Below are 16,407 nucleotides of genomic sequence, written 5' to 3' on the forward strand. Positions count from 1 at the left end.
TATTACTCCTGGGTAAACGCGGATGTGTTGACGGTAAAAGAGGCGGCTTTGCGACGACGCTTGCCCGAGAGCACGATGAGCGCGCCACTCAACAGCGACAGCGCGCCCAAGTACCAGGCGGTGTACAGATCGTCAGGGGAAACCGGGTTGGCACCGGCGGTGTAGCCGATGTAGGCGAGCACCAAGAGCGCCAGCAGTGCGGGGATCGACAGCAGTGTTGCGGTGAACGCCTTGTGCTGCCTCCAGGTCATGACCATGAACGCTGCCAGCGCCGAGATGTAGGACAGCACCAGGGTGATGGTGACCACGTCGTAGTACCAGACGATCTTGTCCAAGGGCTTCCACCAGAGCAGCGCGATGCCGAGAAGCGAGACGAGGCCCAGGGTGAACCACGGCGCCTTGAAGCGATTGACCGCGCTGAACGCGCCGGGTAAATGCCCCTCCTCACTCATCCGATACAGGGTGCGCGCCGATGAGTTGGAGGAAATCTGCAAGCCGGCACAGGCCGAAGTAATCACCACAAACAGCGCCAGCCAGGCCATGGCCGGCGGCAGGTAGACATTGGCGACCGCCGCGATCGGCCCACCGTTGCCGTTTTCAACAATGGACGCCAAGTGCTCTACCGGGACCGCGTATTGCCAGCCGATGGCCGCCAGGCTGTAGATCACAAACGCCGACGTCAGCACGATCAGCAACGAACGCTGCACCGTGCGCACCGGCACGCGCGCCTCTTCGATGTAGTTGATGGCTGAATCGAAGTTCGCCAGCATCCACACTCCAAACAGCACGCCCGGACCAATCGCCGCCAAGCCACCCGCGCCTTGCAGGGAATACATCGAGGCAAACGACAGGTTCTCGACCTGGGGATGGATCAAGCCCATGAAACCGAGCCCTGCGACCACGGCGATTTCGAAAATCAGAAAGGTACTGGCAAGTTTCGCCGTCACCCCAACCCCGCGCACCGACACCGCAAAGAACGTCACGATCAATAGCGTGCCGATGATCTTCGCGTTGAGTTCTCCAGCCAGCGACGGAATCAGCGCCTGGATGTACTCGGAGCCAATCAGCGCACACATCGGCGTGACCGCGATGCAGGCCACGGCGTAGGTCCAGCCGAGGATGCAGCCGATATCCGGGTGCAGGAAACGCGAACAAAAGGTAAAGATGCCCCCCGCCGACGGCGCCTGGCGTGTCAGCGAAACCATGCACACGGCCAGCACCAACATCGGAAAAAAGAACGCAATCAAGATCGCCAGGGGCGCCTGATGGCCAGAAATCGAATAAAGGATCGACATCGAAGACGCGGCCACCCAGGCCGGCGCGTTGAACCCCAATGCGGAAAAGCTGACGTCCTTGGTCCCCAGTTTTCCCTTGCTGAGCGCCGTCTTGAGTTCGCTGACGGTACCGTGACGGTCGTAACCGAAAAGCTCGTAGAGTTTCATGATTGATCCCAGGCTCGTTTTTTATTGGCAGGTAGCGAAAATGCTTTGTAGGACTGAGCGCTTGAGCAACACCCGATCGTTGCCGAGTGTTATCGCCGGTTCAAGATAGGGGGATGGCGGGGGGAGACCAATTACCAAAGACGAAAGCTGACTTTTGGTAAAGCGTATGGATGTGGGGAGCTTTCGCGGCGTACGCGGATGGGTGTAGGGCACGCAGTAGATTGTCGGGGGGAGTAAGCGGAAGGTTTTTTCCAGGCATGAAAAAGCCCAACCTTTTCAGATTGGGCTAAGTCATTGGAAAATATGGTCGGGACGGAGTGATTCGAACACTCGACCCCTAGCACCCCATCTCCTTTTTCATACTTCTTGAAAGCTTCCAAAATTTTACTCTGGATTTTTCTAAGCTAGTATTTACTTGAGCTCCAGCGGTGTTCTGCTCTACGAGAGTCCAGTAACATCCATCAAGAGCCGACGTTTTTGTGGGGGGAAAAGTAGGGGGAGTCCGTTTCATGGCCAAAATCACCATCAAAGAACTCGAGTCACTGACCGCCAACGATGCCGGCCGAATTCTCCGGGAGGATGGCAATCTGGCCGGTCGAATATCAGTGCGTAAGGACGGTGTGTCGGTCAGCTTTTTCTATCGCTATCGCTGGGGCGAGCAGAACAAAGAATACGCCTGCGGATCCTGGCCGCGCAAATCTCTGACTGACATCCGTAAAGCACGCAACCAGGCCCGGGCGCTCATCGATGAGCAAATCAATCCCAACGAGCAAAAGAAAACCGCCAAGGCACAGGCATACGCCGCGGCTGATATAGAGGCCGAACAGGTAAAGACGTCGAAGGCGCAAACACTGACCGTCCAGGATCTGGCCAAGGCCTGGCTGTTGGATGGCGTGGCGCGCAAAGACGGCAATGTTGAATTGCAGCGCCGTTTTAACAAGGACCTATACCCGGCGCTCGGCAAGACATCGGTGAGCAGTGTGTCCGAGCACGATGTTCGGGCATTGATCCGGGTGGTCATCAGCCGCGGTGCTCACCGGCAAGCCATCAGCTTTTTCGCCGACCTCACCCAGATGTTCAGCTGGGCCAGAAAGCGCCAGCCCTGGCGGGCGTTACTGGTCGAGGGCGATCCGACGGAACTGGTCGACATCTCCCCCTTGATCCCTGCCGACTACGAAGCGGAAAGAAGCCGGATCCTTTCCCCGGCGGAGCTGTTGGAACTGCACAACCGCTTCCAGCAAATGACCGCCGATTACAACGCCCTCCCCGCCGGCCAAAAATACGACGGCATTCGGCCGCTAAAGAAGGAAACACAGCTTGCGCTCTGGATCAGCCTGGGCACGCTATGCCGGATTGGCGAGTTGCTGCAGGCCGAATGGAAAAATGTCGATCTAGACCAGCAGACCTGGTTCCTCCCCAGCGAAAATGTCAAAGGCACCCGTGGCAAAAAACAAGATCATCACGTCTTCCTCTCCTCCTTCGCCCTGCATTTCTTTCAGGAACTCAAAATCCTGACGGGCGACTCGCAATGGTGCTTTCCGAACAAGCTGGATGATGCGCATGTGGACGTGAAAGTGGTGAGCAAACAAGTCGGCGATCGCCAGGCCCGGTTCAAAAACCGCAAGGCCCTCTCCAGACGGTGCCATGACGATACCCTGGTCCTTGCCGACGGCCAAAACGGCGACTGGACGCCGCATGACTTGCGCCGTACAGGGGCGACCATGATGCAAGCCTTAGGCGTTAGCCTAGACGTCATTGATCGCTGCCAAAATCATGTACTGGCCGGCTCTCGGGTGAGACACCACTACTTGCATCACGACTATGCCGACGAGAAGAAAAACGCCTGGAACCTGCTGGGCGATCGACTCAGTGCGGTGCTGTCCTCGACCTACGAGCACACGCCAAACGAGTCGAAGTTGTCTTTTCCAGCGTATACGACGAAAGAGACCTGGACATCCTCATAGGGCTGTTTCACCTGCGTTCACCGGAATTTAACGTCCCCATGCTGTGATCCATAAGCAAAGGTGGCAGATTGCATGTACACATTCGTGAGCTTTACCGTCGAGGAACTGTTCGAAAAAGTGTGGCAAACACCCATGGTTGTGGGCACCGATGCCGAATTGACCCAGTTGCCGAGATGTCACTGACCCAGTCTGTTCCCCTCGAACCATTGCCTATGCGGGATTTGTGCAGATTTAGAGGTGGGTCAGTCCAGCTTCAGCTCGTGCGTCAATTCGGCGCCGGCGTCCACAGTACTGATCCGCGGGAAGGCTCCGTCACCCTGACGCGTACAAATTGATGAGCAACTTGTCGATGGCTCTTAAGAGAAGTGCACCTTCGAGATCAAAAGCGCCAAGAAAGGGCTATAACGGCGTACAAAGACCGTGTTAGAGCGCACCAAATCAGGCTCAGCCCAAAGCCGGAAGCTCCAATTGGACGCGGCGTTGGTTTTTCTGCTGCATGACAGTGACTCGCTCTGAGACATGTCCCTAGGCAACGTCGCGTCCGCGCAATCTTGTCAAATCGCAGATCCGCAGGGCTTTCAGAAAGTAGCATGCTTGTGCAGGCGCGGGGAAATAGCTGGTCGGCTGATCCTCAAGGACTTGGTCAAGTTCGACTGATGAACCAGGACCGCAAGTTCAGATGCAATCTGTCTGGTGAATGAAAGGCAGCGACAGTCCGATCGTAGCGTGGGCGATGCGGGGTAAACCGCACTTCAATCATCTGGCGCGCGCTTGCATATCTGTTCGACGCCGAGCCTCTCGCTCCCAGGGAAGATCCATCCCCCATTGCGGACCAGTGCCTTTACTGGTTCGCTCACCTCCAATGGACTTTGACCCAATCGAGCTATGATCAACCTCAATTTAATATGCCAGATAGATGCATCCGTGAGAATATAGAAATCAATAACCACCCCACCAAGAATTTAATATCCAAACAATAAACCAACCGCCGATGCCCATTGTTAAAGCTAGCACACAACATATCCGGTCTCCTACTTCACTCGCCCTGTCCGCTGCCTTTTTCGTCAACGAATTAGTACAGTTCGCAGCCCCATTTTTTTTAGAATTTATGCTTGATTGCATTGATTATTTCTCATAGTCAATCTCGCCAAAGAACGCCCTATAAATTTACGCAACATCCTGAAAATCTAGTACTCGCAAGACCAGCTCACATTGTCTGCACTCTTTAAAAATGCGCGCAGGAAGCAGAAGAACAGCGTCGGGTGCAAAAAAGTTCGTAAATCTAAAGGTACACAAAAAAGCGTGATGACGGCCTTCAATATCTGGGTGTACCAAACGCGAGCCTCCCCCCAAAAAACATGAAGGACGACCTGATTACGGAGCCGAAGCTATTTTTTATTAACACAACTTCACACTCCTTTCCTCAAAATCGAATCAAGATGAATTTCGGAGAAATCCATGATTGAGGGGATACCAACTAGCTCTGGCCAGCCAAGATGCAGCGTGACGCTGAAAACGATTAAAGAGACGGATTACAATCCATCCAAAAGGTGGATATCGACGTAGCAGAATACTCATAGAGCACTGAAAAACAAAAGAAACCAAAAAATCTCTCAGAAAAAACCTGTAAAACCCAAAATAGCAGACAGAAGAAAGGCAGCTTAAAAACTGGGAGACGCACCGCCCGATCTTCTATCCACACTATTTCACTCTAGCGTTATCTCACTAGACTAACTTCTTTAAATCAACATCGACCTCGCCAAGCACGGTTTCATTAATGAGTCCTCCCGAAAATGGAGCCACAGCTTTCAAGGCAAACCCCCGCCCCATCATAATCTGCGGATGACTAGATATACCCGGAAGGTGCCTTTCAAGAATCGCTTTTGTTTCAGCGTTGTCTAGCAATTCACCAAGAGTAGAGTCGACAGAATAGCTCATTATTAAACTCCTAACATATTGAATTAAAGTAAATTCAGACAGCATCTACCGCAGAAACTTACAGACCGATATTTTCTCAACTTTGAAAACTGGGATCTTCACGGTACAATTTTCTCAGCAAACCTGGCCATGCGTTATTACTGCCATCACCAACGCTTGCCCTCAACAACTCAATCGGAAAAGAAGCAACCACATCCGCAGAAATATGAGTTACTTCAGCGCCACTATTAACGCCGCTCATAACTTGAATTCGGCAGGCTTTCCTGACTAGATGGTGAAGCATGAAAGCAGAATCGATAGTGGGCGCCAGCGTCACTACACCATGGTTACGCAACAACAGTGAAAAATTCGATGATCCTAGATCTCGCCGCATCCCAGGAATCCGTTCTGCATATGTCTCAGCCCCTTCATATGTGTGGTATGAAATTCCAGCGGCAATTACCAATGCGGCAGGTTGCGAAATCGGTAGTAGTCCATGCTTGGTGGCGGCGACTGCAGCGATATAATCATCGTGAGTATGAATAACGGTATTGGCATCTGGCCGCACCTCGAACACCGCACGCATTGGATGCCAAACATTCGGAACGATTTTAAAAGGGCTATCAGAAATAATTTCCCCTTCCATATTCACTTTCAGAAGACATGAAGCAGTCATCTCTTCAAATAGAACACCAGCGGGAATAAATAGAAAATCTTTACCTATTCTGCAGGAGACCAGTTGATTGGATAAATCGTCCCACCCCATGGCCGGAACCAAACGACAGAGTGCCGCGAGCTGCACTCTTGCAGACCACTCTTCTTCAGAAACTTCCCCTTTTAAGGATGGATATTCAATGTCACCAATTTTAGGCATTTTTCTTTTCCTTCTAACCACGATTGAATAAAGATCAAAACTCGTGAACAGCCTGCCCTGTGCCATCCCACGACTGGGTAATTTGCTTCATCATTCCAAATCCAGCATCCAGCGTCGGCGAGCGCTGAATCAGTTCGAGAGTCGCTCCGCACTTGTGCGGAATGGACATAAAGGCTGTTTCAATGTCAATCGCAGACATCATTCGCTGAACTAGAGAATAGCCAAGCAATTCAAGTGCTTCTATGTCTGCAGAGATACTGTCTGTCAAAACACCGACATGATGCACTCCGAAGCCTTGATTTTGCAGAAACTCTTTAAACGCAGACGGCCCGTCGTCGTGCAGTTGAATTAATTCAATTTGAATGTCGCCGGAGTAAGCGAACGCTGCGCTGAAATCGCTTTCTATGGGCTGACCGCGATACACCTGAGTTTTGTACTTGGGATGCCTGGAGACGAAAAACGGCCCAACCCCCAAAGCCAGCCACTCCTCAATGGAGCTATCGAGGTCATCTACGAGGTAGGCCTGCTGCATGATTGAACCAATCTGATGCTTGATCAATTTTTGCTCCTACTAATGTTGCTCAGCTCATTAAAATCGACATTAGTCAGATATTATTTCAGCGGATGCATACTCGCAAGCCGTAACGCCAATTTTTAGGAACGAAAATGAATTAAAAATTAAATATTAATACCATAGTAGTATATAAAGCAGGCTTAAGTCTGTTTTTTCCTCGCAACGCAATCAGCCATGGCTATGCATGCACCCGGCAGGCAGCGCTGATCCTGAAACCGAAGCGTCTCATACACTCAAAGCGAGGCTATTTTAGGGAGGCTCCAAACAGGATGTCCGCTTCGAAGGAAACCTGAGTAACAGCGACACATGTACGGAGGACTCACAAGCGAGCGGCCAAGTGAATGCTCGGTTGATCCAAAAGCTCCTCCTCGCCCACCTCAAATCCAACGTAATAAGGGGTTGAACTGAATTTTCAGAGACAGAACGGTCTGCGGAAACGACGTATCCACAAATCGGCTGACGGAGATTGGCACCTAGCGATTAAGTCGGGAAAGCCAAGCCTGGTTTCGCGCCAGAATCGAAACTCCGCTGACCAAATGGCACCCAACGAGCCCTTCCGCACGCAGTTCAGGAGAATTAATATCCGACATACATCAGCTTAAGACCCTGACTGGATCCACCTTTATCAGAACCTGATATCTGAAACTGACACGGCTCAAAATCCAGCGCACGCGTCGTGAACTGACGATAACGCCTGCGTTTAGCGCCAATAAAGATCGGCAGCGATCGGGACAGAAACGCCCCATGGTTTGCATTCAGGCTGCTCTACATCACTTCATTTCTTGACTTAAATTTGGTTTGAGATGCAGCCTAAGCCCTCGGCATCGAGGTAGAGAGGTGCATACCCTTGCCTCGACAGTAGTGCCGGATCGAAGCGCCAGCAATTTTTGTTAAACACATAGGAGGGACAAACGTGCCACAGCAAAACAACGTCATCGAATACGACCACATCAGCACTGGCGGCGGAACAGCCGGCTGCGTTCGCGCCGACAAACTATGTGGAGGCGATCGCCGCTCCTCCACAAAATTCGGCTTCATCGTTCCTACCTCACGGTTCGGACCGAATACTTCGCCACAAAAGTTCTGATGAACGAGCAAAAGACGATTGGCCTCAAATACAAGCACGAAAACCAAATTCAGCCAGCGTAGGGCAAAAAAATGGCGTGGAAAATCTTAGTTTAATGGATGCCTCGACCATGGCAACAATGGTCTCAAGCAATCCAAGCACCCAGAAAACGATGATCGCCTATCTAGGTATCAGACAAAATATTCGGACAGTAGACCTACCCTATGCCGTTCACCGCCTTGTTTGGAGATAAAATCATGAAGACTAAAATTCCCGAAAAAAATAATATCGACCACGAACTTAAGCAACAGATACCTCTGCTTTGGATAAACCCTGATCGCAACGTGAATGGTAAACCTGGAGACACTTGGGGAGATCGAAATATAGGTCCAAAGGACATCTTCCATGCCGCGGATCGCTTTGACCGATTCAAGACAGTATTGAAGATCCTTTTCCCTGAGCTGGAGAAATCCAAAGGCAACATCGAGTCGGAATTGATACCGACACCGACTCTCCAAAAGTCCCTAGGATTGCGCGCAGAATTCGGACAACTATTTGTAAAAACAGATCACAATTTGCCAATAGCAGGCTCTATCAAAGCCCGCGGTGGTATCCACGAAATACTTCAATTCGCCGAAGATATCGTTTTACGTCACGGCCTAGCCACCCCAGATAACCTTGAGCCAGTACTCAGCCAATCCGGAAAGCAGCTACTTTCCAGGTACAAGGTAGCAGTTGGCTCCACAGGCAATCTTGGCTTGAGCATCGGCGTCATTGCTTCCGCTTTGGGATTTCAAGCTAGCGTCCACATGTCGGCGGATGCAAAAGAATGGAAGAAGCAGCGTCTTCGTGATCGCGGCGTAGCCGTCATTGAACATGAGGGCGATTATGCTGCTGCCGTGGAAGCAGGTCGCAAAGCAGCGGCAGCAGACCCCTTCTGCCACTTCGTTGATGACGAGAGTTCCTTTTCTCTTTTTTCAGGCTACAGTGCCGCAGCCCTAGGTCTGCGGCATCAATTGTCCTCACATGGGATCTCAGTAGGCGAAGAGCACCCCCTGTTCGTATACATACCTTGCGGAGTTGGTGGCGCACCAGGCGGTGTAGCATTTGGTCTGGCTCACCTGTTCGGACCGAACGTCCATTGCTTCTTCGCGGAGCCAACCGCCGCCCCATGCTTTCTCGTGGCCAGCAAGGATAATAGTGGTAAACATCCCAGCGTCTATGACCTCGGGCTAGACAACTGCACAGAGGCCGACGGACTTGCCGTACCGAGAGCATCTGAATGCGCGGTACAAGTCATGCGCCCTACTATTTCTGGCGTATTTACGGTGAACGATGATCGACTTTTTCACCACCTATACAGTGCTTCAATAACTGAATCACTGCGAATCGAGCCATCGGCCGCAGCAGCATTTGACGGCCCACAATGGCTCGTTGGCTCACCACTCGGAGAGAATTATCTTAGAGAGAAAGGCCTGCTAGGGAAGATGAGCAATGCCACTCACATTTTATGGACGACTGGCGGGTTATTCGTCCCACAAGACGAGTACGAGAAGTTTTATGCGCGTGGTAAAAAGCTAATGCTCGAGAGCTAACGCTCCGCAGGGGGAAGCTTAATCACCGGCCCCTCAAACATATAAAGCGTTATCAACGAACTACAAGTTGCAGGAGATTCCGTACCGCGAGAAGTGGATCCCGACGTGGTAAGTCGGGCTTCCTAGAAACTCCGTCGTAAAAAAACAGGCCTCACATATCTCGACGCACGACCATAGTCTCCGGAAAGTAACAACGAAGGTAGGCAAGATTTGCCCTGACGGACTCTGCAAATGTTTCGTCATCAATGGCCCCATAGCGGGCATAAGCTCCGCACCACAAGCCATCAACCAACTCCGCTGAAAACATCAGATAGGTCGCCATATTAGGAATCGCCGGCACTGAAAAATATTGCTCCAACAGCTCCAAACTGGCAGCACCGTGATACCTGTTAGTCTCCAGATTCTTCACCCTCATCGAACGATGCATGATGGGACCCAACATGATTTCAGACATCGCCCTATTACTATTCAGCTCGTTTCTGGCTATCGTTAGAGAAGACCTAACCAAGTCCTGCCAGCTACCAAGCTGGTGGATTTCCAGATTCTGAGAGTGAGCGATGATATTCTTCGTTAGCTGCTCATTGAAAATTTTGTTCAATTCAATGAATATTGCGGTGACTGTATTGAATAGATAGTGGACGGAAGGCGCAGGCAATCCAGTTACCCTACCGATATCATGCAAACTTATATCTTCAATATTTGCACTCTGTAAAATCTCTAAAGTCGCATCTAAGATCGCCTGATAGCGCTTTTTACTCCTTTCTTGAGTTGGCACACGGGCAGAACGTACAACCTCAGTTGTACGCCCCTTACGATGAGATGCTTTCTCTCGAACATTTGTAATATCATCTCTTGCGAGATCATCATCCTCTTTCTTCACGTCAACGCTACACTTCTGCTAAAAGTAATATTGAGTGAAGAGCAGGCTTTATTGCCCCCTAATCACCCGCTCTGCCGCCCTAGCACCGCTTTGAACAGCAGACTCCATGTGTACGCCATCATAGTCGTTACCGGCAAATGAAACGCCCCGCAACTGCTGGGCTTGGCGCTTAAACTCAATTATCTTAGCATGCATGCCAGGCGAAAGTCGTGCAAACCCCCAATGGTGACGCTGAACCTTGACCTCCTCAATCATGCCTGCAATACCGGGGAAAAATAACTCCATATCATCCAAGGCCTTAGCAATAATCTCGGCATCGCTCTGCTGCGCAAGCAGTGCCGAGTCGGGATAACAAGGCCATGCAGAAATAATGGTCTTGCCACTTGGGACAAGGTGCGGCGTTTTGAGTGTATGGTTCAACGCCATGTTGAAGGTTGTCTTACGATACCCATGCCCCATGTAGACATAAGCAGGCGCTTGGAGAGGGCGATCTAGAAAGAAATAAACCAGAGAGAGAGGTACATTAGGAAACTCTGATAAAAACTTCCGCTGCGCTACCAATTCTTCTGGCACGATTTTAGCGGCAGCATCAATCGGGCACGCCACGATGACATGATCAGCTTTCATGGTTGCACCGCTGTTAAGCAATACACCCGTCACACGACCACGCTCATAAAGAAGCTTATCAACTGCTGATTCATACCGTACGTCCAATGTGTCCGCAATCGTCTCGGCCAATGATGCGTTCCCCCTGCGCAACGTCATGACTTTAGTAGTTAGAACTAGCTTGACCAAATTCAAAAAGTGATAAAGGTTGGTATGCTCGATATCAGTGCCAACCATCGCATGTGCAGCAGGGCGCAGAAAGTAATCTTTAAATTCCTCGCTAGCCCCACTGAAAGCTTGCGCGGTCGACACATTGTCGTATTCCGGAATATCACGGTGAGTTTCGTAGAGCGAGAACTTTTTCATCATCAGCATATAGCGAGCCATGAACCAAGCCAGCTCAGCGGTACCTCTTACGCCAAGAAGCTTTGTTATCCCCAAATTTCCAGATGGGAAAACTTGCCCACCTGAACGGGAGAGATAGCATGCCTGAACATTGCTTTGAGGAATCAAATCTCCACTCAGCCCATGTCGCTTTACTAATTTGATTAACTCCAAATAACTGGAGTGAACGCCCTGTGCACCTGCCTCTGCAGCATCACCCTTGTGAGTGATGCGCATTGTGCGCCCACCAGCGCGATTTGAACCCTCAAGCACTACAACGTTTTTCCCCGCAGCCTTGAGCGTACTGGCCGCAGTTAGGCCGGATAGACCAGCCCCAATCACAATGATGTCGTTCATAAGAAGGCTCGTCTGAAGATAATTTAAAGGTCAGATGATGCCGATACCATCGTCGACTCGCAACATTTTCCTGACTAAAGTCAGGTTTTTTTGGCGAATTATGGCCCGTAGAGAGCGTCGAATGACCTTATTAAACGGAAAATGCGCGCGACAAAGCCCTTTCAACCTGCTGCAAGGCTAAGAAACAGAATTCACGACTTTCGCCAGAAGCGTTCTTTCGCGACTTCCTTGTTATACCTGGACTTTCCGCGGCTTCACTAATCCGCCTGCATGGATCTCCAAGTGCCGCCGTTTACCGAAAATCGCCGCAGTAAAGGCTGTTCCTGACGAGTGGAAACTGATCCAAGTGTCCAACTACTCCCTATCGCAAGTTGGTGCATCCGCAGGGGGACGGGCTGACGGCGGCCAAGTATTGGAGCGGGTCGAGGAAATGCCGCTGCCGACAGCCTTGAGGGCTCGCCGAGCACACTGTAAGGGCCTCCAGCACTTGCCAGATCGGCATGGCGCGAATTGCTATTTGGTGCTTTCAAGATCAGGTTCGTTTTTTGACTGGCAGCTTATGTACCAATCATCGAACGCAAACCCGGCGCGCTACGCAATGGTGCACCGTGCCGATCTACCCTAGCCGTTGCGGCTTCTCAGGCGAAGCCTGAACGCACTTGCGCTACAGACGGAATCGGCTAACCAGCTCCTGCAGCTCGCCCCCTAGTTGCGCCAGATTGGCACTGGAAATCGAGGTCTTCTCACTGGTTACAGCAGATTGCTCAGCGATGACACGAATGCTGCTAATACTGCGATTAATTCCTTCTGCCGCACAACTTTGTTGTTCCGCAGCAGTAGCGATTTGTTGGTTCATTTGTTCGATATGCGAAACGGCCTGATCAATGAGTACTAGAGCTTCACCTGCCCTACGTGCAGCAGCAACACTTTCGCCGGTCATGCCACGACTTTTCGTCATCACGCCTACAGCACCTTCAGCGCCGCATTGCAGGGTAACGATCAGTTGCTCAATTTTCGCAGTAGATTGATGAGTGCGTCGCGCCAGCGCTCGCACTTCCTCAGCAACTACGGCAAAACCGCGCCCAGCTTCTCCGGCACGGGCCGCCTCGATGGACGCATTGAGAGCTAGTAGATTCGTTTGCTCGGCAATTCCTTTGATGACATCAAGAACAGCGCTGATATTTGAGCTGTCACCTTTGAGGTTGCTAATAGTTTCTGCCGATATTTCAACGGACCGGGCCAGTTGCTCGATGCTGACAATAGCTTTCTGCACCACCTGCCCCCCCCTTCGGGTCTGCTCATCTGCCTGGCGAGCAGAGCTAGCAGCAATGTCTGCATTGCGCGCGACCTCTTGGACATTGGCAACCATTTCATTCATTGCGGTAGCTACCTGCTCCGTTTCGAGAAGTTGCTCAGCGACCCCGATATTGGTTTGCTCTGTCACAGCCGAAAGCGTCCCTGCTGCAGAGGCGAGTTGTGCGATACCGCTCCCTAGCCCTCCTAGCAAAGCCCGCAAACTCGTTGTCATCTGCTGTATGGCCAACATCAGTTGGCCAAGTTCATCTCGGCGGTCGCTCTTCAGCATCACAGTAAGATCGCCACCAGCGACCTGCCTGGCAACCTCGACGACGCGCCGTAATGGTCCGACAATCAAATGAGTAATCATAAGCGCACAAATAACACCTACAAACAAGGCTACTAAAGCAGCCCCTGTCAGCATACGTTTCGCCTTGCTGGACTCATATTCCAGTTGTAAACGCTCTTGTGCTAGCGACTTCTTGGTAACCTCTGTTACAGCGCGAGCACTTGCACCCATTGACTTTTCATTGCCCAGACGCTCTAGAACAACTTCGTGCAGCTTGGCAAATTGTTTGCGGTACCCCTCGAGCAGCTGCATGGCCTCGTCGGTGGTCTTGCGAATATCCGAATCATGACTCAGCGCCAACAATTGCTCTCCATTAGCAGTAAGCGACATGAAGTGCTCTTCCATCAGATTGATGTACTGTTCATCTTCGCTCAATAAGAAATCTTTCTCGACGCGCCGAGTTTCCAATAACTCGGAAGCCAGAGCGTTTGCTTGATAAGCCTGATCGAGCAAAGTAAGACTGCTCTGATCATTGGACTGCTGGATCCTTGTTACAGTCGCTTCACGCAGGCGCTCAGCGAGAACCTCGAAACGCTCCAGCGCTGCTCCAGCCGAGTCCTCCATGGCCTTTTGAGCAGCATGGTTCTCTTCAGTGGCCCTGCGCAGCAGCTGCAAATCCTCTCGATAACGGATGACATTCTGTTGGACCTGCCGCATCAAACCCCTACTCTCCTCACTAGGTAGCAGCACCTCACCACGCTTGGCTTGGTCACTGACTTCATTGACCAACGTAATTGCTTGCTCTATGAACTGGGCCTGACCGCGCATCAGATAATTTTTTTCTTGCTGGCGAGCTAGAGCCAGATTGGTATCGATATCTCGTATGCGTAACAGGTCCTCGTAGCTTTGCTGGTTATTCTCCAGAGTTCGCTGCCCAAGCCATGATATTGCCAAAGTAATCGTAAAAATGAGACCAAAACCAATCATCATTTTCATACGAAGACTCAAGTCGAGCAGAATGCGAGTTAGGTGCTGCACAGTGACTCCTTACGCTGGGCATTATTAGTATGATCAGACGGCTCGAATAGTTATCAACTGCAAACCAAACTAAATATAAGTGGACTATGACGGTTATACCGACATGGCATAGCCCTCACCGCTCCTGAACTTGGAATTGCAGCACCTGCTACATATATATTCTTGAACGCCAATGGGGCGTTTTTTTGGACGCACTCACAATCTCTAGAATGCCGGGAAGATCAATAGAGAAAGCTCTCCGTTGGATTGACTAATTTATACTGCATCGACAATTGAGATAGTGATAGATCGGCGAAGCACCTTGAATGACGAAGCATTCGAAGATAGCAAAACTCTAATGATTACCTACTTACGTCATTACCTTTCAGAAGAGCCGTTTCTCGGTAGTTTACCGCCGAATTAGCGTCAACCGTTCCCTAAGACGCTCCCCAGATCACACGACCATAGGAGCGTTAAAAACTAACCGAGAAAAATCGATTTCGTTTCTAGAAACTCGTCGATTCCAGCACTACCCCATTCACGACCATTGCCCGATTGCTGGTAGCCACCGAGCATCCGACAGCCTGACCAACACCAGGTGAAACAGCAGTGATATTCACCAACGTGTCGACCGCCTTGCATTTCAGCTCTGCTAAGCGGACGAGATTTACCTATCAGTGCCTCTTGCTTCTACGGGCTATCTCTGAACGCTAAATTGCTCGAAGCAAACAAGATCGGCCTTGGTCCATGTCTCAAGACGTCGAAGTTGTCTTTAGCCTGGTGAAAGCTTAGCGGGATCCAAGGAAACACCGCCCCCCAGCTCCTCACGAAGTTTCGCCAGACGTACTCCCTCCTGGGCCGTCACTGCGTAGAGCTGCTCCGGGTCTTGAGTGCGCAGCCGCAGGGCCATCGCCTCCATACCTTCGGCCACTACAATTTCCCGACTATTGATTTTCAAGCCATTCAGAATCAGCTCGGCTGCAGTTTTCACGGGTATGCCGTGTTCAATATTGTCGTCGGAACGGCCTCGCAAAGTACCGTTGCCTTCCAATGAGTTAATGGCAACCGATGTCCGCACCGAACCTGGCAGGATCACGCTTACCTGAATGCCGTAAGCCGCTTCGACTTCTGCGCGCAAGGCATCGAAATAACCGACAACCGCGTGTTTGGCCCCGCAATAGCCAGTACGCAGCGGGGCACCGACTTTGCCGGCAACCGAACTGACCACCGCGATCTGCCCGCTACGCCGTTCCACCATCAGCGGCAACAACTGTCGAGTCAGCGCCACGGGGGCAAAGTAGTTTACCTCCATCAATTGCCGATAGACGTCCCAGTTCGTGTCCAGCGCCAGGCTTCTTTGGCTGATACCGGCGTTGTTGATCAAGCGGTCTACTCGGCCACGCCAGTTCCAGGCGCGCTCGACCAAATCGGCAAGGGCGGCGTAGTCGGTGGTATCGAACGGCAGCACCAGCGCCCGATCAGGCGCTTGGGCCGCGACCCGATCCAGCTCGCTGACCCGTCGCCCGGAAAGAATCACCCAAGCCCCTTCGCGCAGGAAAGCTTCGGCCAATCCTTCGCCGATGCCTGAGGACGCACCGGTGATCCATACCACTTCATCTTTGAATGACATAAATAATTTCTCCACGTTGAAATAAGGATGACATAAAGGTTCGACTGCGCAGCATGACCAGACCGCCCCAACCCCATGACCGCGACAACTGCGTAAAGACCTAGGATGAAGCTGCCGGTGGGGGTTTTGATCAAACCGATCGTAGCAGGGCTGTCCACACCTGCGAGGCTGCCCAGACTAGTGATCGCGGCGATACCGGCGGTTGTGATTGCCAGGAGTACCAGCGAAATCCACAAGTGGCCCGTAGTCACGATGGTCATCATTAGCCCCTGCCTGCACAGAATGTGACGATTGCAAAAAATGCCAATGTCGCTCTTGGCGTCTGAAGAGCGGCGCCCATACCAGACCATGGCAACGGCGCCAAAGGTATAACCGACGTAAAACATGCCCGCGCCAAACCCGTACCCGAACCCGTAGACCGCATCACTGAAACAGGCTTCTGCAGTTGGGCGTAACCGATATTGATGCGGTCCAGGAAGTTGAGCACACAGCACAGGAAAAGCAGGCGGATCAGTC

At 51.5% G+C, this 16,407-nt stretch carries 11 protein-coding genes and 1 pseudogene; 3 read left to right on the forward strand and 9 right to left on the reverse strand.

Annotated features, from left to right (window positions below):
* Positions 1-2: 2 nt before the first annotated feature.
* A complete protein-coding gene (locus CFE47_RS11640; protein WP_286837147.1) occupies positions 3-1,442 on the reverse strand; it encodes an APC family permease in 1,440 nt (479 codons plus the stop codon).
* A 509-nt stretch (positions 1,443-1,951) separates the two neighbouring features.
* Between CFE47_RS11640 and CFE47_RS11645 the strand changes: the two genes are divergently transcribed.
* Positions 1,952-3,406, forward strand: a complete 1,455-nt coding sequence (locus tag CFE47_RS11645) for a tyrosine-type recombinase/integrase (RefSeq protein WP_286837149.1) — start codon at positions 1,952-1,954, stop codon at positions 3,404-3,406.
* A gap of 1,725 nt (positions 3,407-5,131) precedes the next feature.
* On the opposite strand, the gene CFE47_RS11650 is transcribed toward CFE47_RS11645, so the two are convergent.
* From CFE47_RS11650 to CFE47_RS11660, 3 genes are all read right to left on the reverse strand, one after another.
* The gene (locus CFE47_RS11650) at positions 5,132-5,344 is read right to left on the reverse strand and encodes a hypothetical protein (RefSeq protein WP_286837151.1); all 213 of its coding nucleotides are present in this window, start codon (positions 5,342-5,344) and stop codon (positions 5,132-5,134) included.
* A gap of 76 nt (positions 5,345-5,420) precedes the next feature.
* A complete protein-coding gene (locus CFE47_RS11655) occupies positions 5,421-6,197 on the reverse strand; it encodes a class II aldolase/adducin family protein (protein WP_286837152.1) in 777 nt (258 codons plus the stop codon).
* Between the two features lie 34 nt (positions 6,198-6,231).
* Positions 6,232-6,756, reverse strand: a complete 525-nt coding sequence (locus CFE47_RS11660; RefSeq protein WP_223508365.1) for a VOC family protein — start codon at positions 6,754-6,756, stop codon at positions 6,232-6,234.
* A gap of 1,338 nt (positions 6,757-8,094) precedes the next feature.
* On the opposite strand from CFE47_RS11660, the gene dsdA reads away from it, so the two are divergent.
* Positions 8,095-9,432 carry a D-serine ammonia-lyase gene (gene dsdA, locus CFE47_RS11665; RefSeq protein ID WP_286837156.1) on the forward strand — a complete coding sequence of 446 codons (1,338 nt, stop codon included), beginning with the start codon at positions 8,095-8,097 and terminating at the stop codon, positions 9,430-9,432.
* 151 nt (positions 9,433-9,583) lie between these two features.
* Here the strand turns inward: dsdA and CFE47_RS11670 are convergent, their stop codons facing one another.
* Together CFE47_RS11670 and CFE47_RS11675 are read right to left on the reverse strand one after the other, a co-directional pair.
* Complete coding sequence (locus tag CFE47_RS11670; protein WP_286837158.1) at positions 9,584-10,312, reverse strand: TetR/AcrR family transcriptional regulator; 729 nt, start codon at positions 10,310-10,312, stop codon at positions 9,584-9,586.
* Between the two features lie 48 nt (positions 10,313-10,360).
* A complete protein-coding gene (locus CFE47_RS11675; RefSeq protein ID WP_286837160.1) occupies positions 10,361-11,659 on the reverse strand; it encodes a protoporphyrinogen/coproporphyrinogen oxidase in 1,299 nt (432 codons plus the stop codon).
* Between the two features lie 356 nt (positions 11,660-12,015).
* Here CFE47_RS11675 and CFE47_RS31775 point away from each other — a divergent pair.
* Positions 12,016-12,281, forward strand: a pseudogene (locus CFE47_RS31775) (IS21 family transposase); the annotation flags it as partial.
* Between the two features lie 42 nt (positions 12,282-12,323).
* Here the strand turns inward: CFE47_RS31775 and CFE47_RS11680 are convergent.
* From CFE47_RS11680 to CFE47_RS11690, 3 genes are all read right to left on the reverse strand, one after another.
* Positions 12,324-14,240 carry a methyl-accepting chemotaxis protein gene (locus CFE47_RS11680; RefSeq protein WP_286837162.1) on the reverse strand — a complete coding sequence of 639 codons (1,917 nt, stop codon included), beginning with the start codon at positions 14,238-14,240 and terminating at the stop codon, positions 12,324-12,326.
* Between the two features lie 793 nt (positions 14,241-15,033).
* Positions 15,034-15,891, reverse strand: coding sequence for an SDR family NAD(P)-dependent oxidoreductase (locus CFE47_RS11685; protein ID WP_286837163.1), 858 nt, complete (start codon positions 15,889-15,891; stop codon positions 15,034-15,036).
* Positions 15,795-16,277, reverse strand: coding sequence for a hypothetical protein (locus CFE47_RS11690; RefSeq protein ID WP_286837165.1), 483 nt, complete (start codon positions 16,275-16,277; stop codon positions 15,795-15,797). The genes CFE47_RS11685 and CFE47_RS11690 overlap by 97 nt, the downstream gene beginning before the upstream one ends.
* Positions 16,278-16,407: the final 130 nt, after the last annotated feature.

It is taken from the genome of Pseudomonas sp. PGPPP1 (genome assembly GCF_002255865.1).
Classification (GTDB): domain Bacteria; phylum Pseudomonadota; class Gammaproteobacteria; order Pseudomonadales; family Pseudomonadaceae; genus Aquipseudomonas; species Aquipseudomonas cremoris.